Here is a 16,212-nt window from a genome sequence, read left to right on the forward strand (position 1 = left end):
CCAGACACATCCACTCCGTCAGGAGGTCCTCCCCATTTCAAGCAGGCACGCCGTCAACAACCTCTCAGGTCACAACATCAGACCGCGGCGACCGCCACCTCGCTCAGTGGTCGTCGATCGTCGGGTCGATCACCGACGGATCGATGTCGAGGTAGGTGGCGACCTGGGCCACCAGGATTTCGTGCAGCAGGTCGGTGAGGTCCTCTGAGTCCTTGGCGCGTCGCTCGATGGGCTTGCGGAACAACAGGATCCGGGCTCGTGTTGCGTTACCCCGGACGTCCACCCCGGCCGGGATCAGCCGGGCCAGCGCGATCGGACCATCGGCGACCACCTCCGGCGGCCACTGCACGTTCTCCGGGTCGCGCGGGGAGATCCGCGGGATCTCGTCCACCGCGACGTCCAACTCCGCGATCCGCTCACCGAGTCGTTGCTCGATGGGCTCGTAGGCCTCCAACACCGCCATGTCGAAACGCTCTGCCCGGCTTCGCCAGCCCGGCACCGTGGGCGGCAACAGCGGACCCCGCACGTCGCGACCACGCCGGGCGGCGGCGGCACGCCGATCCCTCATCGGGCTGATGATAACGGTTCCACATCGCCGCACCCCCGCATGCGCGTGTCCGGCGCGGCGCGACCGCGCGCCCACGATAGCCTTCCGGCGTGAGTGTTGTTCGTCGCTGCTGTCGGCCCGGATGCCCGCACTATGCGGTGGCGACGTTGACGTTCGTCTACTCGGATTCCACCGCGGTGGTCGGCCCGCTGGCGACCGCACGGGAGCCGCACTCCTGGGATCTGTGCGTCAGCCACGCCGGGCGTATCACCGCTCCCCGCGGGTGGGAACTGGTCCGCCACGCCGGGCCGCTGACCGCCCCCGCCGAAGACGACGACCTGGTGGCGCTGGCCGACGCGGTGCGGGAAAGCCGCACCGGGGTCGCCGCGACCGCCGCCGGATTCGTGCCGCCGGCGGGGCCGCCGGCCCACGACCCGGGTGGCCCGGTCCGCGGCGGCGGGCGTCGCCGCGGACATCTGCGGGTCCTGCCCGACCCCAGCTGATTACACCCGGTGAGGTGGCCTCGCACCGCCCGGACCGGCCGGTAGGCTGACAGCCACACGACTCGAGCCCGTCACCGTCAGGAGCACCGCCATGTCCCGGCCCGCCGCGGCTGTCCACCGCGTGATCAAGGCGTACGACGTGCGCGGCCTGGTCGGCAGTGAACTCGACGAGGCGTTCGTCGCCGACGTGGGCGCCGCCTTCGCGGCGCTGATGCGCACAGAGGGGGCCGCCCGGGTGGTGATCGGCCACGACATGCGCGACAGCTCGCCGTCGCTGGCCGCCGCGTTCGCCGGCGGGGTCCGCGCCCAGGGCCTCGATGTGGTGCGTATCGGACTGGCCTCCACCGACCAGCTGTACTTCGCCTCCGGGAGCCTCGACTGCCCGGGCGCGATGTTCACCGCCAGCCACAACCCGGCGGCCTACAACGGCATCAAACTCTGCCGGGCGGCGGCCCGCCCGGTCGGCGCCGACACCGGGTTGCGCGAGATCGGCGACGCCGTGATCGCCGGGGTGCCCGCCCACAACGGCCCGGCCGGGGCGATCACCGACACCGACGTCCTGGCCGACTACGGCGCGCACCTGCGGGCGCTGGTCGACACCACCGGGCTGCGGGCGCTGCGGGTGGCCGTCGACGCGGGCAACGGGATGGCCGGGCACACCGCACCGGCGGTACTCGGACCGATCGCCGGGGTCACGGTGCTGCCGCTGTACTTCGAACTCGACGGCACCTTCCCCAACCACGAGGCGAACCCGCTGGACCCGGCCAACCTGCGCGACCTGCAGGCCCACGTCCGCGAGACCGGCGCCGACATCGGGCTGGCATTCGACGGCGACGCCGACCGGTGTTTCGTCATCGACGAACGCGGCGAGCCGGTCTCACCGTCGGCGGTGACCGCACTGGTCGCCGCCCGCGAACTCGACCGCGAACCCGGCGCCACCGTGATCCACAACCTGATCACCTCGCACGCCGTGCCGGAACTGGTCACCGAACGCGGCGGCACCCCGGTGCGCTCCCGGGTCGGGCACTCCTACATCAAGGCGCTGATGGCCGAGACCGGCGCCGTCTTCGGTGGCGAGCACTCCGCGCACTACTACTTCCGGGATTTCTGGGGCGCGGACTCGGGCATGCTGGCCGCCCTGCACATGCTGGCCGCGCTGGGCGGTCAACAGCGGCCGCTGTCGGAGTTGACCGCCGACTACCAGCGCTACGCGGCCTCCGGCGAGATCAACTTCACCGTCGCCGACGCGGATGCGGCGGTGGCCTCGGTGCTCACGGCCCTCGACGGGCGCATCCGCGACGTCGACCGGCTCGACGGGGTGACCGTCGACCTCGGCGACGGCAGCTGGTTCAACCTGCGCAGCTCCAACACCGAGCCGCTGCTGCGGCTCAACGTCGAGGCGCCCGACGCCGACGCGGTGGCCGAGCTGGTGGCGCAGGTCGGCGGGCGGATCACCGCCGCCGAGAAGGCGCCGCGGTGAAGGCGCCGCGGTGACCGCGAGCCACGCGGCGATCGACCTCGACGACGGCGACGACCTGCTCGCCGCCGACACCGACGGGCTGCTTCGGGCGGTCGCGATGGCCGGCGCGCAGGTTCGGGCGGCCGCCGCCGCGGTCGAGGAGGGCGCGCTCGCCGCGCTGGGCGGCGAGCCGGCGCGCACGCTGATCCACCTGGCCGGCCGGGGCTGCGCCGGGACCGCCGGTGCGCTGCTGGCCGCCACCCAATCGGGCTCGGTGGCCACCCCGCTGGTGCAGGCCGCAGAGGTGCCGCCATGGATCGGGCCGCTGGACGTGCTGGTGGTCGCCGGCGACGACCCCGGCGACCCGGCGCTGGTGACCGGGGCGGCGACCGCGGCGCGCCGCGGGGCGCGGGTGCTGATCGCCGCCCCCTACGAGGGCCCACTGCGCGACGCCGCGGCGGGACGCGCGGCGGTGCTGGCGCCGCGCATCCCGGTGCCCGACGAGTTCCGGCTGCCCGGCCACCTGGCGGCCGGGCTGGCCGCCATCGGGGTCGTCGACCCGCGCAGCCGCACCGACCTGGCCGCGCTGGCCGACGTGCTGGACGAGGAGGCGCTGCGCGACGGGCCGGGCCGCGAGGTGTTCACCAACCCGGCGAAGAACCTGGTCGAACGGCTGACCGGGCGGGCGGTGGCGCTGGCCGGTGACGACCCGGTCGGCCTGGCGCTGGCCCGGCACGGCAGCGCCACCCTGCTGCGGGTGGCCGGCATCGCCGCCGGCGTGGGCGGGCTCGGTGACGCGATCGCAGCCCAGCGGTCGGCCCCGACCGCTAGCATCTTCCACGACGATCAGATCGACGGACCGGCACCGCGCCGGCCGCGTGTGCTGGCGCTGGCGTTGGCCGAGCACCGCATGGTGGTGGCCGCCCGGATCGGCGGGCTCGACGACGTCGACCTGGTCACCGCCGACGTCGACCCGGCCACCGCCGGCGACGCCGATGCGGCCGCCGGGGCGGGCCGGGCGCCGGCCGAACAGCAGGCGGCGGTGCTGGCCGTGCGGCTGGAGCTGGCCGCGGTGTACCTGCGGCTGAGCGGGGAGAGACGGGGATAGTTCAAGACAGTGGAACTGCTACGCGGTGCGATACGCACCTACGCCTGGGGGTCGCGTACCGCGATCGCCGAGTTCACCGGCCGCCCCACCCCGACGGTGCACCCGGAGGCCGAACTGTGGCTGGGCGCCCACCCCGGTGATCCGGCGTTCCTGGCCACCGAGGGCGGGGAGACCTCGCTGCTGGAGACCCTGACCGCAGACCCGGAGGGCCAGCTCGGGGCGGCCACCTGCGACCGGTTCGGCGACACGCTGCCGTTCCTGGTCAAGATCCTGGCCGCCGACGAACCGCTGTCCCTGCAGGCCCACCCCAGCGCCGCCCAGGCGGCCGAGGGCTTCCGGCGCGAGGAGGCCACCGGAGTGCCGGTGGGCGCGCCGGTGCGCAACTACCGCGACACCAGCCACAAACCGGAGCTGCTGGTGGCGCTGCAGCCGTTCGAGGCGTTGGCCGGGTTCCGCCCGGTGGCCCGCACGATCGGGCTGCTGCGCGCCCTGGCGGTCTCCGACCTGGACCCGTTCATCGACCTGCTCGGTGCCGGCGCGGACGGTGCCGCCACCGACGGCGACCAGCCCGACGCCGACGGGCTGCGGGCCCTGTTCACCACCTGGATCACCGCACCGCAACCCGACCTGGACGTGCTGGTGCCCGCCGTGCTCGACGGCGCGATCCAGTACGCCGCGTCCGGGGCGCAGGAATTCAGCGCCGAGGTGCGCACCCTGCTGGAACTGGGGGAACGCTATCCCGGTGACGCCGGGGTGCTGGCCGCCCTGCTGCTCAACCGGATCCGCCTGGAGCCGGGGGAGGGGCTGTTCCTGCCGGCCGGCAACCTGCACACCTATCTGCACGGCGTCGGCCTGGAGGTGATGGCCAACTCCGACAACGTGCTGCGCGGCGGGCTGACCCCCAAACACGTCGACGTCCCCGAACTGCTGCGGGTACTCGACTTCAGCCCCACCGACGAGGCGGCGCTGCGCACCCCGACCCGCTCGGACGGCTTCGCGCTGGTCTACCAGACCCCGGCCGAGGAGTTCGCGGTGGCCGCGCTGCGTCTCGACGGGGCCGACCTGGGCCACGAGGTCGACGCGCCCTGCCCCTACGACGGCCCGCAGATCCTGGTCTGCACCGAGGGGGCGATGACGGTCCATGCCAAGGCCACCACGCTGACGCTGGAGCGCGGCATGGCCGCCTGGGTGGGTGCCGAGGACGGGCCGATCCGGCTGCTGGCCCGGTACCCGGCGACGGTGTTCCGGGTCACCGTGGGCGCGTGAGCAGCGGCAGCACCCGCGCCATCCTGGCGGCGCTGGGCGCCAACGCCGGGATCGCCGCGGCCAAGTTCCTCGGCTTCGCGGTCACCGGCAGTTCGGCGCTGCTGGCCGAGGCGGTGCACTCGGTGGCCGACACCGGCAACCAGACACTGCTGCTGTGGGGCCAGCGGGCCGCGCGCCGCGCCGCCGACGCCGACCACCCGTTCGGCCACGGCCGCACCCGCTACTTCTGGTCGTTCGTGGTGGCGCTGGTGCTGTTCACGCTGGGCGCGGTGTTCGCGCTCTACGAGGGCTACCACAAGATCGTCGCGCCCACCGCGATCAGCGCCCCGGTGGTGGCGCTGAGCATCCTGGCGGTCGCCATCGCCCTGGAGACCTACAGCTTCAGCACCGCGGTCCGGGAATCGCGGCCGCTGCGCGGCACCGGCAGCTGGTGGCAGTTCATCCGCACCTCCCGCAGCCCGGAGCTGCCGGTGGTGCTGCTCGAGGACACCGGGGCGCTGGTGGGGCTGTGCTTCGCGCTGGCGGGCGTCGGGTTGACCGTGCTCACCGGCGACCCGGTTTGGGACGGCGTGGCCACCGTCGGCATCGGCGTGCTGCTGGGGGTGATCGCGGTGATCCTGATGGTCGAGATGTACAGCCTGCTCATCGGGGAGGGCGCCACCGCGGCCGAGGACGCCGCGATCCGCGCCGCGGTCACCGGCACCGACAACGTCGACCGGCTGATCCACCTGCGCACCCAGTACCTGGGTCCCGACGAGCTGCTGGTGGCCGCCAAGATCGCGGTGGCCGCCGACGTCGACCTGGCCACCGTCGCCGCCACCATCGACGACGCCGAGGCCCGCATCCGCGCCGCGGTGCCCGCCGTGCGGCTGATCTATCTCGAACCCGACCTGGACCGCACGCCGCCCGGGGGCCGGCGATGAACCGGTGGCGCACCAAGTCGGTGGAACAGTCCCTGGCCGACACCGAGGCGGCCGGCACCCGGCTGCGCCGCGACCTGACCTGGCGCGACCTGACCGTGTTCGGCGTCTCGGTGGTCGTCGGCGCGGGCATCTTCACCGTCACCGCCTCGACGGCGGCGGACCTGACCGGCCCGGCCATCTCGGTCTCGTTCGTGATCGCCGCGGTCACCTGCGGGCTGGCCGCGTTGTGCTACGCCGAGTTCGCCTCGACGGTGCCGGTGGCCGGCAGCGCCTACACGTTCTCCTACGCCACCTTCGGCGAGTTCATCGCCTGGATCGTCGGCTGGAACCTGGTGCTGGAGTTCGCGCTGGGCACCGCGGTGGTCGCCAAGGGCTGGTCGAGTTATCTGGGCACCGTCTTCGGGTTCGGCGGCGGAACGGTGCGGCTTTGGTCGCTCACCCTGGACTGGGGGGCACTGCTGATCGTGGTCGTGGTCGCGGTGCTGCTGGCGGTGGGCACCAAGCTGTCCTCGCGGTTCTCGGCGGTGATCACCGCGGTCAAGGTGGGGGTGGTGGTGCTGGTCGTGGTGGTCGGCGCCGGCTACGTCAAGGCCGCGAACTTCAGCCCGTTCCTGCCGCCCGCGGAGACCGGCGGCACCACCGGGACCGGGATGGAGCAGTCGGTGCTCTCCCTGCTCACCGGTGCGCAGGGCAGCCAGTACGGCTGGTACGGGATGCTGGCCGGCGCCGCGATCGTTTTCTTCGCGTTCATCGGTTTCGACGTGGTGGCCACCACCGCCGAGGAGACCCGCAACCCGCAGAAGGACGTCGCGCGCGGGATCCTGGCCACCCTCGCGGTGGTGACCGTGCTCTACATCGCGGTCTCGGTGGTGCTCTCCGGGATGGTCTCCTACACCGAGCTGCGGACCGGCGCCGGCGGCGCCCCGCCGAACCTGGCGACCGCATTCGCCCTCAACGGGGTGGGGTGGGCCAGCGGCGTCATCTCGGTGGGTGCGCTGGCCGGGCTGACCACCGTGGTCATGGTGCTCATGCTCGGCCAGTCGCGGGTGCTGTTCGCGATGGCCCGCGACGGACTGCTGCCCCGGCCGCTGGCCCGCACCGGCGCGCGCGGCACCCCGGTGCGCATCACCGTGCTGGTCGCGGTGCTGGTGGCGGTCGCCGCGTCGGTGTTCCCGATGGACAAGCTCGAGGAGATGGTCAACGTCGGCACGCTGTTCGCGTTCGTGCTGGTCTCGGCCGGGGTGCTGGTGCTGCGGCGCACCCGCCCCGACCTGCCGCGCGGCTTCCGGGCGCCGTGGGTCCCGGTGCTGCCGGTCGTGGCGATCCTGGCCTGCCTGTGGTTGATGCTGAACCTGACCGCGCTGACCTGGCTGCGGTTCGGGATCTGGATGGTGGCCGGGGTGGCGGTCTACCTCGGCTACGGCCGACGGCACTCGGTGCTGGCGGCGCGGGCGGCCGAGGACCGGTCGTCCGATCCGGACGCCCCCGACCAGCATGTTTTACAAACATAGGGTGAATGTCTAGACAAACGACATAGACATCGGTAACGTCCACGGTGAGTGGTGAGACTCACAAGGAGGTTGGCCCGATGCGGACCGAAACACGAACCGACGCGAACACCCCGGAGACCCCGGCCTGGCGGGACCGGAAGCGCTACCTGTGGCTGCTCGGCCTGATCGCCCCCACCGCGCTGTTCCTGGTGCTCCCGTTCGTGTGGGGTCTCAACCAGGCCGGCTGGTCGACCGCCGCACAAGCGCTGTTCTGGATCGGGCCGATCCTGATCTACCTGCTGCTGCCGGCGCTGGACCTGCGGTTCGGCGCCGACGGCCAGAACGCCCCCGACGAGGTGATGGCGGCGCTGGAGAACGACAAGTACTACCGCTACTGCACCTACGCCTACATCCCGTTCCAGTACGCCAGCGTGGTGCTGGGCGCCTACCTGTTCACCGCCTCGAACCTGAGCTGGCTGGGCTTCGACGGCGGCCTGGGCTGGCCGGCCAAGATCGGGCTCGCCCTGTCGATCGGGGCGCTCGGCGGCATCGGCATCAACACCGCCCACGAGATGGGGCACAAGAAGGAGTCCCTGGAGCGCTGGCTGTCGAAGATCACCCTGGCCCAATCCTGCTACGGCCACTTCTACGTCGAGCACAACCGCGGCCACCACGTGCGGGTCGCCACCCCGGAGGACCCGGCGTCCGCACGGTTCGGCGAGACCTTCTGGGAGTTCTTGCCGCGCACCGTGTTCGGCAGCCTGCGCTCCGCGCTGCACCTGGAGGCTCAACGCATCCGCCGGCTCGGCAAGAACCCGTGGAACCCGCGGACCTGGCCCGGCAACGACGTGCTCAACGCCTGGGCGATGTCGATCGTGCTGTGGGGTGTGCTGATCGCGGTGTTCGGGCCGGGCCTGATCCCGTTCGTACTCATCCAGGCCGTCTACGGCTTCTCGCTGCTGGAGTCGGTGAACTACCTCGAGCACTACGGCCTGCTCCGCCGGAAACGCGACAGCGGACGCTACGAGCGCTGCACCCCCGAACACAGCTGGAACTCCGACCACATCGTGACCAACCTGTTCCTCTACCACCTGCAGCGCCACAGCGACCACCACGCCAACCCGACCCGGCGCTACCAGACCCTGCGCAGCATGGCGGAGGCGCCCAACCTGCCCAGCGGCTACGCCTCGCTGATCGGGGTGACCTACTTCCCGCCGGTGTGGCGGAAGCTGATGGACCATCGGGTGCTCGAGCACTACGACGGTGACATCACCCGGGCCAACATCCACCCGCGGGTGCGCGACAAGGTGCTCGCCCGCTACGGCGGGGACCCGCGAATCCCACCGCGCGAGGCTTCCGGCCGCGCCGACCTGGAGGTGACCCGATGAGCGACTACAAACTGTTCGTCTGCGTGCAGTGCGGCTTCGAGTACGACGAGGCCAAGGGCTGGCCGGAGGACGGCATCGACCCCGGCACCCGCTGGGCCGACATCCCCGAGGACTGGAGCTGCCCGGACTGCGGCGCCGCCAAAACCGACTTCGAGATGGTCGAGGTCGCCCGCCCGTGACCGCGCCGGGAGCACCGGCGACTAGTCTCGCCCGGGTGAGCCGAAACCCGCGGATGCCCTACGCCGAGGCATCCCGTGCGCTGCTGCGGGACTCGGTGCTCGACGCGATGCGCGAACTGCTGCTGGCCCGCGACTGGTCGGCGGTGACCCTGGCCGACGTGGCCGGGGCCGCCGGGGTGAGCCGGCAGACCATCTACAACGAGTTCGGGTCGCGGCACGGCCTGGCCCAGGGGTATGCGCTGCGGCTGGCCGACCAGCTCGTCGACGTCATCGACGCCGCCCTGGACAACAACGTCGGCGACATCCACGGCGCCTTCCTGGAGGGCTTCCGGCTGTTCTTCGCCCGGTCGGCCGCCGACCCGCTGGTGATCTCCCTGCTCACCGGTGTCGCCAAACCCGATCTGCTGCAGATCATCACCACCGACAGCGCGCCGATCATCACCCACTGCTCGCAGCGGCTGACCACCACCTTCACCCACAGCTGGGTGCAGGTCAGCGACACCGACGCGGGCATCCTGGCCCGCGCGATCGTGCGGCTGGCGATCAGCTACGTGTCGATGCCGCCGGAATCCGACCACGACGTCGCCGCCGACCTGGCCCGGCTGTTCACCCCGGCCGCCGAGGCCTACGGCACGGTGCGCGACGACGCCGCGGTGCGGGACACCGACCGCGGCCACCGCTAGCGTCGGGTCGGCCGCACCGGCAGCGCCGGGTGGTTCCGCCGTCGGTAACGTGTAGGCGAGCTATCCGATTCGACTTCGACGAAGGGCCCCTGATGACTGTGACCGCCGACAGCCGCAACGGCATCGAGTACAAGGTCGCCGACCTGTCGCTGGCCGAGTTCGGCCGCAAGGAGATCCGGCTGGCCGAGCACGAGATGCCGGGCCTGATGGCGCTGCGGCGCGAGTACGCCGACGTCAACCCGCTGAAGGGGGCCCGAATCTCCGGGTCGCTGCACATGACCGTGCAGACCGCGGTGCTGATCGAGACGCTGGTCAGCCTGGGGGCGGAGGTCCGGTGGGCGTCCTGCAACATCTTCTCCACCCAGGACCACGCCGCCGCCGCGGTCGTCGTCGGCCCGCACGGCACCCCCGAGGAGCCGCAGGGCACCCCGGTTTTCGCCTGGAAGGGCGAGACGCTCGAGGAGTACTGGTGGGCCGCCGAGCAGGCGCTGACCTGGGAGGGGGAGCCGGCCAACATGATCCTCGACGACGGCGGCGACGCCACCATGATGGTGCTGCGCGGCGCCCAGTACGAGAAGGCCGGCGTGGTGCCGCCGATCGAGGAGGACGACCCGGCCGAATGGAAGGTGTTCCTCACCCGGCTCGCGCAGCGGTTCGAGACCGACAAGACCAAGTGGACCCGCATCGCCGAGGCGGTGCGCGGGGTCACCGAGGAGACCACCACCGGGGTGCTGCGGCTCTACCAGTTCGCCGCCGCCGGTGAGCTGACCTTCCCCGCGATCAACGTCAACGACTCGGTCACCAAATCGAAGTTCGACAACAAGTACGGCTGCCGGCACTCGCTGATCGACGGCATCAACCGCGGCACCGACGTGCTGATCGGCGGCAAGAAGGCGCTGGTCTGCGGCTTCGGTGACGTCGGCAAGGGCTCGGCGGAGTCGCTGGCCGGTCAGGGGGCGCGGGTGACGGTGACCGAGATCGACCCGATCAACGCACTGCAGGCGCTGATGGAGGGCTATGACGTGGAGACCGTCGAGCAGGCCATCGCCGACGCCGACATCGTCATCACCACCACCGGCAACAAGGACATCATCACCCTCGAGCACATGAAGGCGATGAAGGACCAGGCGATCCTGGGCAACATCGGCCACTTCGACAACGAGATCCAGATGGCCGCCCTGGAACGCTCCGGCGCGGTCCGCGACACCATCAAACCGCAGGTCGACCAGTGGACCTTCCCGGACACCGGCAAGTCGATCATCGTGCTCTCCGAAGGCCGGCTGCTCAACCTGGGCAACGCCACCGGCCACCCGTCGTTCGTGATGAGCAACAGCTTCTCCAACCAGGTCATCGCCCAGATCGAGCTGTGGACCAAAAACGACCAGTACGACAACGAGGTGTACCGGCTGCCCAAGCACCTCGACGAGAAGGTCGCGCGCATCCACGTCGAGGCCCTCGGCGGCACCCTGACCAAGCTGACCAAGGACCAGGCCGAGTACATCGGCGTCGACGTCGAGGGCCCCTACAAACCCGACCACTACCGGTACTGACCGACCCGCCGGGCCCGCCTGCGTTGCCTCCGCCGTCGTGACATCGGAGAATCGGGACAGGCGAGGTCGGCGGCGGGGCCGCGGGCCGGCGAGGAGGCGGGCGTGGTCACGGTGTTCCTGGTCGACGACCACGAGGTGGTGCGGCGCGGGCTGATCGACCTGCTCGGCGCCGACCCGGACCTCGAGGTGGTCGGGGAGGCCGGCACCGTCGCCGAGGCGATGGCCCGCATCCCGGCCGCCCGGCCCGACGTCGCCGTGCTCGACGTGCGGCTGCCCGACGGCAACGGCATCGAACTGTGCCGGGAGCTGTTGTCGCGCATGCCCGACCTGCGGTGCCTGATCCTGACCTCGTTCACCTCCGACGAGGCGATGCTCGACGCCATCCTGGCCGGGGCCAGCGGCTACGTCGTCAAGGACATCAAGGGCATGGAACTGGCGCGGGCGGTCAAGGACGTCGGTGCCGGCCGCTCGCTGCTGGACAACCGGGCCGCCGCGGCGCTGATGGCCACCCTGCGCCGCGTCGACGAGCCCGCCGACCCGCTGTCGAGCCTGACCACGCAGGAACGCACCCTGCTCGGGCTGCTCGCCGAGGGGCTGACCAACCGACAGATCGCCGACCGGATGTTCCTGGCGGAGAAGACCGTCAAGAACTACGTGTCGCGGCTGCTGGCCAAACTCGGCATGCAGCGCCGCACCCAGGCGGCGGTGTTCGCCACCAAGCTGTCCCAGACCCGGCCGTCGCGGTGAACCGCCGATGACCGGTCCCGCCCATCCCGAAGACCCGCACCGGCAGATGCGCGACACCCTCTCGCAGCTGCGGCTGCGCGAACTGCTCGGCGAGGTGCAGGAGCGCGTCGAGCAGATCGTCGAGGGCCGCGACCGTCTCGACGGGCTGATCGAGGCGATGTTGCTGGTGACCTCCGGACTCGACCTCGATGCCACGCTGCGGGCCATCGTGCAATCCGCCACCAGGCTGGTCGAGGCCCGCTACGGTGCGATCGAGGTGCACAGCCGCGACAACCGGCTGATGGAGTTCGTCTACGAAGGTGTCGACGAGGAGACCGTGGCCCGCATCGGCCAGCGCCCCCGCGGCCGCGGGGTGGTCGGGGCGCTGATGGCCGACCCGCGACCGACCCGGCTCGACGACATCGCCGATCACCCGGCGTCGGTGGGCTTCCCGCCGCACCACCCGCCGATGCGGACCTTTCTGGGCGTGCCGATCCGGATCCGCACCCGGGTGCTGGGCAACCTCTACCTCACCGACAAGTCCGGCGGCCAGCCGTTCACCGAGGACGACGAGGTGTTGGTGCAGGCGCTGGCCGCCGCCGCGGGCAGCGCCATCGCCAACGCCCGGCTCTACGAACAGGCCACCGCCCGCCAGTCCTGGATCGAATCCACCCGCGACATCGCCACCGAACTGCTCTCCGGCGCCGACCCCGCGGAGGCGTTCCGGGTCATCGCCACGGACGCGGCCAAGCTGACCGGCGCCGACGCCGCCCTGGTGGCGGTGCCGACCGACACCGAGAACCCGCACACCGAGGAGCTGCAGGTCATCGAGACCACCGGCGCGGCCCTGGCGGCGTTGGACGGACTCACCGTGCCCGCGGGCGGCACCGTGATCGGGGAGGCGTTCACCGCCCGCGCCCCGCGCCGGCTGGACCGGCTCACCCTCGACCTCGTCCTGGGCGGCGCACTCGACCCCGCCCGGCACGGCCCCGGTGAACTCGGCCCGGCGCTGGTGCTGCCGATGCGGGCCACCGACACCGTCGCCGGCGTCGTGCTGGTGCTGCGCGGCCGCCACGCGGTGCCGTTCCGCGACGACCACCTGGAGATGGCGGCCGCCTTCGCCGACCAGGCGGCGCTGGCCTGGCAGCTGGCGACCTCACAGCGGCGGATGCGCGAACTCGACGTGGTCGCCGACCGGGAGCGCATCGCCCGCGACCTGCACGACCAGGTCATCCAGCGGCTCTTCGCGGTCGGGCTGTCCCTGCAGGGCACCATCCCGCGGCTGCGCGCCGGGGCGGTGACCGACCGGCTCACCGCCGCCGTCGACGACCTGCAGGACGTCATCTCCGACATCCGCACCACCATCTTCGACCTGCACGGCGGTGACACCCCCGGGCTGCGGCACCGCATCGACGAGGTGCTCGCCCACTTCGCCGGGGCCGGCCCGCGCAGCACCGTGCAGTACACCGGCCCGCTGTCGGTGGTCGACGGGGAGCTGGCCGACCACGCCGCCGCGGTGGTCCGCGAAGCCGTCAGCAACGTGGTGCGCCACGCGCAGGCCTCCACCCTCGCGGTGCAGGTGCGGGTCGACGACGAGCTGCGCATCGAGGTCAGCGACAATGGCCGCGGCATGCCCGAGGCGGTGTGCCGCAGCGGGCTGCGGAACCTGGCCCGCCGCGCCGAACAGAGCGGCGGGCGGTTCAGCGTGGACAGCCGGCCAGCCGGCGGGACGGTGCTGCGGTGGTCGGCGCCGCTGGTGACCGGGTAGCGCCGCGCTCCCACACCTCGGTCAGTGCGCGGCGCGGGGCGGCGGGCAGCGGGTCGGCGTTGACCGGGGCCCAGCCGACCCGCACCAGCATCTGCGGGTGACCGGCGTCGCCGAACACGTCGGTGCGCACCGCGGCGCGGGTCTGCTCGACCTCCAGCGGCTCGGTCACCGGGCAACTGGCCAGCCCCAGCGCCGTGGCGGTCAACAGCACCACGCTGGTGGCCTCCCCGGCCCGCAGCCACGCGGTCGGGTCGTCGGTCGCGGTGCCCAGTGCCAACAGCACCGAGTGGTCGTCGGCCGGATCGGCGTCGGGCGGCTGCGCCAGCGCCGGACCGGCGAACACCCGGGCGGGTAGGCCCGCGGCGGGATCGGGTCGCGGTGTGTTGCCGGCCGGGACGCCCGCGGTCGAGCCGTACCGCCCGCTCCACGCGGTCAACTCGGCCAAATAGGCGGCGTCGGCGACGTGGTGGCGCACCGCCGCGGCGATCACCGGGCGCAACCGGTCCACCGAGTCGAGCCGGCGCAGCATCACCCCGCCGCGTGCCGCGCGTGCGGCCATCAGCGCGATATCGCCGTCGGCCACCGGCCAGCTGCTGTACAGCCTGCGGTCGGTGCGCCGCCGCGGGATCGCCGCGGCCAGCCCGACCGTGGCCGCCTCGGCCCGGTCGCGTCGCAGTTCCAGCACCGCCAGGTGGGTCGGGTCCGACGGGTCGGGCAGCCGGCCCACGGTGGCGTGCCAGCCCAGCGCGGCGAACGCGACCACGGCGTGGTGCAGGGCGGCGCCACAGCTGATCAGCAGATCCCGGCCGGCCGGGTCCACCCGGCGCAGCCGGCGCGCCGGGTCGGCGAACAGGTGCACCCGCGCTGGGCTGGCCGGGTCGGTGCGCCAGCGCCAGGGCTGGGAGTTGTGCACCGACGGCGCCCGCACGGCCAGCTCCAAAGCGGTGCCGACCGTGACGGCGTCGGGGTGTGGGGCGTCCATCGGCCTGCCTTCCCTCGGCCGGGCCGTCGCCCGGCTGCTGCTCCCAGCATGGCCTGCCGTGGGGCGCGTGCGCAGGGGCCGAAGGTCCCGGCCGGCAGGGACTTTCCCCGCCAGGTCGGGACTTCCGGCCCTGGTGCGGGCCCCCCGGCGGCACCGATAGTGAAGTCGTGGGTCGCGCCCGTATCGGCCCCGAGACCTCGGGAGGTCACCGCCATGGATCGGATGGGAGTGCTCGACGCCGGATTCCTGCAGGCCGAGGATTCCGACCGCCACGTCAGCTTGGCCATCGGCGGGCTGGCCGTGCTGGAGGGGCCGGCCCCCGACTACGACCGGCTGCTGACCACGCTGGGGGCGCGGATGTCGGCGTGCCCCCGCTTCAAGCAGCGGATCCGGTTGCGCCCGTTGGACATCGGGCCGCCGGAATGGGTCGACGACGAGGACTTTCAGTTGCGGCGCCATGTGCGGCGCGTCGGTGTGCCCGCTCCCGGCGGTGAGGCCGAACTGCACGCGCTGGTCGCCGAGATGATGTCGTGGCGGCTGGACCGCACCCGCCCGCTGTGGGAGATCTGGATCATCGAAGGTCTGGCCGAGAACCGCTGGGCGATGCTGATGAAGGTGCACCACTGCATCGCCGACGGCATCGCGACCGCGCACATGCTGGCCGGACTGTCCGACGACGGCGTGGCGGCCGCCTACCCGCCGCCCGAGGCGCCCGGCCCGGTCGTGGCGGCGCAGGCCGCCCGCGCCGACGGGGGGAGCGGCTGGCTGGCCGGGCTGCGCGACGCCTCGGTGTCGGCGGCAGCGGTGACCGCCCGCGCGGTGCGCGGGGCGGGGGAGATCACCGCCGGGCTGCTGCGCCCGGCCGCCACGTCGTCGCTCAACGGTCCGATGACCGGCCGCCGCCGCTACGCCGCGGTCCGGGTCCCGCTCGCCGATGTGCGGCGGGTCTGCCGGACCTTCGACGTCACCGTCAACGACGTGGCGCTGGCGGCGCTCGCCGAGAGCTACCGCGACACCCTCATCCGGCACGGCGAGATCCCGCAGCACGATTCGCTGCGCACGCTGGTCCCGGTGTCGGTGCGCGGCGACGACGAGGCCGACCGCACCGACAACCGGGTGTCGGTGATGCTGCCGTACCTGCCGGTGGAGGAGGCCAACCCGGTGCAGCGGCTGCGGATGGTGCGGGCCCGGATGGCGCGCACCAAATCCGCCGGCCAGCGGCAGGCCGGGAGCGCCGCGGTCGGCATCGCCAACGCGGTGGTGCCCTACCCGCTGACCGCGTGGGCGGTGCGGCTGGCCACCCGGCTGCCGCAGCGCGGCGTCGTCGCACTGGCCACCAACGTGCCCGGCCCGTCGCGGCCGCTGTCGATCATGGGCTGCCGGGTGCTGGCCGTGCTGCCGGTGCCGCCGATCGCGATGCGGCTGCGCACCGGGGTGGCGATCCTCAGCTACGCCGACGAGCTGTACTTCGGGGTGCTGGCCGACTTCGACGCGCTGCCCGACATCGATGAGCTGGTCGGTGGTATCCGGGTGGCGGTCAGCCGGCTGGTGGCGGCCGGCAAGCGGCGCAAGACCGCGCGTGACCGCCGCGGACTGCAGCTGGTCGTCAACGCCTGAACGCGGCGCACCGCGCTAGGCTG

The 16,212-nt window shown here is 72.6% G+C and carries 15 protein-coding genes; 13 read left to right on the forward strand and 2 right to left on the reverse strand.

Annotated features, from left to right (window positions below):
* Nucleotides 1-103: 103 nt before the first annotated feature.
* Complete coding sequence (locus tag AWC30_RS13275; RefSeq protein ID WP_085110705.1) at nt 104-526, reverse strand: metallopeptidase family protein; 423 nt, start codon at nt 524-526, stop codon at nt 104-106.
* A gap of 131 nt (nt 527-657) precedes the next feature.
* Here AWC30_RS13275 and AWC30_RS13280 point away from each other — a divergent pair, with 131 nt between their 5' ends.
* From AWC30_RS13280 to AWC30_RS13335, 12 genes are all read left to right on the forward strand, one after another.
* Entirely contained in the window at nt 658-1,050 is a 393-nt protein-coding gene (locus AWC30_RS13280) for a DUF3499 domain-containing protein (RefSeq protein WP_109562065.1), read from the forward strand.
* 91 nt (nt 1,051-1,141) lie between these two features.
* Complete coding sequence (locus tag AWC30_RS13285; RefSeq protein ID WP_085110706.1) at nt 1,142-2,530, forward strand: phosphomannomutase/phosphoglucomutase; 1,389 nt, start codon at nt 1,142-1,144, stop codon at nt 2,528-2,530.
* Nucleotides 2,531-2,540: 10 nt separating this feature from the next.
* On the forward strand, nt 2,541-3,617 hold the full coding sequence (locus tag AWC30_RS13290) for a TobH protein (protein WP_085110707.1): 1,077 nt from the start codon (nt 2,541-2,543) through the stop codon (nt 3,615-3,617).
* Nucleotides 3,618-3,626: 9 nt separating this feature from the next.
* Nucleotides 3,627-4,883: a mannose-6-phosphate isomerase, class I gene (gene manA / locus AWC30_RS13295; protein ID WP_085110708.1), complete on the forward strand. Its 1,257-nt coding sequence runs from the start codon at nt 3,627-3,629 to the stop codon at nt 4,881-4,883.
* Nucleotides 4,880-5,806, forward strand: a complete 927-nt coding sequence (locus AWC30_RS13300) for a cation diffusion facilitator family transporter (RefSeq protein WP_085110709.1) — start codon at nt 4,880-4,882, stop codon at nt 5,804-5,806. Before manA ends, AWC30_RS13300 begins: the two co-directional genes overlap by 4 nt.
* On the forward strand, nt 5,803-7,317 hold the full coding sequence (locus AWC30_RS13305) for an APC family permease (protein ID WP_085110710.1): 1,515 nt from the start codon (nt 5,803-5,805) through the stop codon (nt 7,315-7,317). The genes AWC30_RS13300 and AWC30_RS13305 overlap by 4 nt, the downstream gene beginning before the upstream one ends.
* 77 nt (nt 7,318-7,394) lie before the next feature.
* Nucleotides 7,395-8,684: an alkane 1-monooxygenase gene (locus AWC30_RS13310; protein WP_085110711.1), complete on the forward strand. Its 1,290-nt coding sequence runs from the start codon at nt 7,395-7,397 to the stop codon at nt 8,682-8,684.
* A complete protein-coding gene (locus tag AWC30_RS13315; protein ID WP_085110712.1) occupies nt 8,681-8,863 on the forward strand; it encodes a rubredoxin in 183 nt (60 codons plus the stop codon). Before AWC30_RS13310 ends, AWC30_RS13315 begins: the two co-directional genes overlap by 4 nt.
* 53 nt (nt 8,864-8,916) lie before the next feature.
* Nucleotides 8,917-9,546, forward strand: a complete 630-nt coding sequence (gene alkX / locus AWC30_RS13320) for a TetR family transcriptional regulator AlkX (RefSeq protein WP_085110713.1) — start codon at nt 8,917-8,919, stop codon at nt 9,544-9,546.
* Nucleotides 9,547-9,638: 92 nt separating this feature from the next.
* On the forward strand, nt 9,639-11,096 hold the full coding sequence (ahcY, locus tag AWC30_RS13325) for an adenosylhomocysteinase (RefSeq protein ID WP_085110714.1): 1,458 nt from the start codon (nt 9,639-9,641) through the stop codon (nt 11,094-11,096).
* 102 nt (nt 11,097-11,198) lie between these two features.
* Nucleotides 11,199-11,843 carry a hypoxia response regulator transcription factor DosR/DevR gene (dosR, locus tag AWC30_RS13330; protein ID WP_085110715.1) on the forward strand — a complete coding sequence of 215 codons (645 nt, stop codon included), beginning with the start codon at nt 11,199-11,201 and terminating at the stop codon, nt 11,841-11,843.
* 7 nt (nt 11,844-11,850) lie between these two features.
* Nucleotides 11,851-13,590 (forward strand): GAF domain-containing sensor histidine kinase, encoded by a 1,740-nt coding sequence (locus AWC30_RS13335; protein ID WP_085110716.1) that lies wholly within the window; start codon nt 11,851-11,853, stop codon nt 13,588-13,590.
* Here the strand turns inward: AWC30_RS13335 and AWC30_RS13340 are convergent.
* Entirely contained in the window at nt 13,523-14,572 is a 1,050-nt protein-coding gene (locus tag AWC30_RS13340) for an Acg family FMN-binding oxidoreductase (protein WP_085110717.1), read from the reverse strand. The genes AWC30_RS13335 and AWC30_RS13340 overlap by 68 nt on opposite strands.
* Before the next feature lie 213 nt (nt 14,573-14,785).
* Here AWC30_RS13340 and AWC30_RS13345 point away from each other — a divergent pair, with 213 nt between their 5' ends.
* Nucleotides 14,786-16,189 carry a WS/DGAT/MGAT family O-acyltransferase gene (locus AWC30_RS13345; protein ID WP_085110718.1) on the forward strand — a complete coding sequence of 468 codons (1,404 nt, stop codon included), beginning with the start codon at nt 14,786-14,788 and terminating at the stop codon, nt 16,187-16,189.
* The last annotated feature ends 23 nt before the right edge of the window (nt 16,190-16,212 follow it).

Source organism: Mycolicibacillus trivialis (assembly GCF_002102395.1).
In the GTDB taxonomy this organism is placed as follows: Bacteria; Actinomycetota; Actinomycetes; order Mycobacteriales; family Mycobacteriaceae; genus Mycobacterium; species Mycobacterium triviale.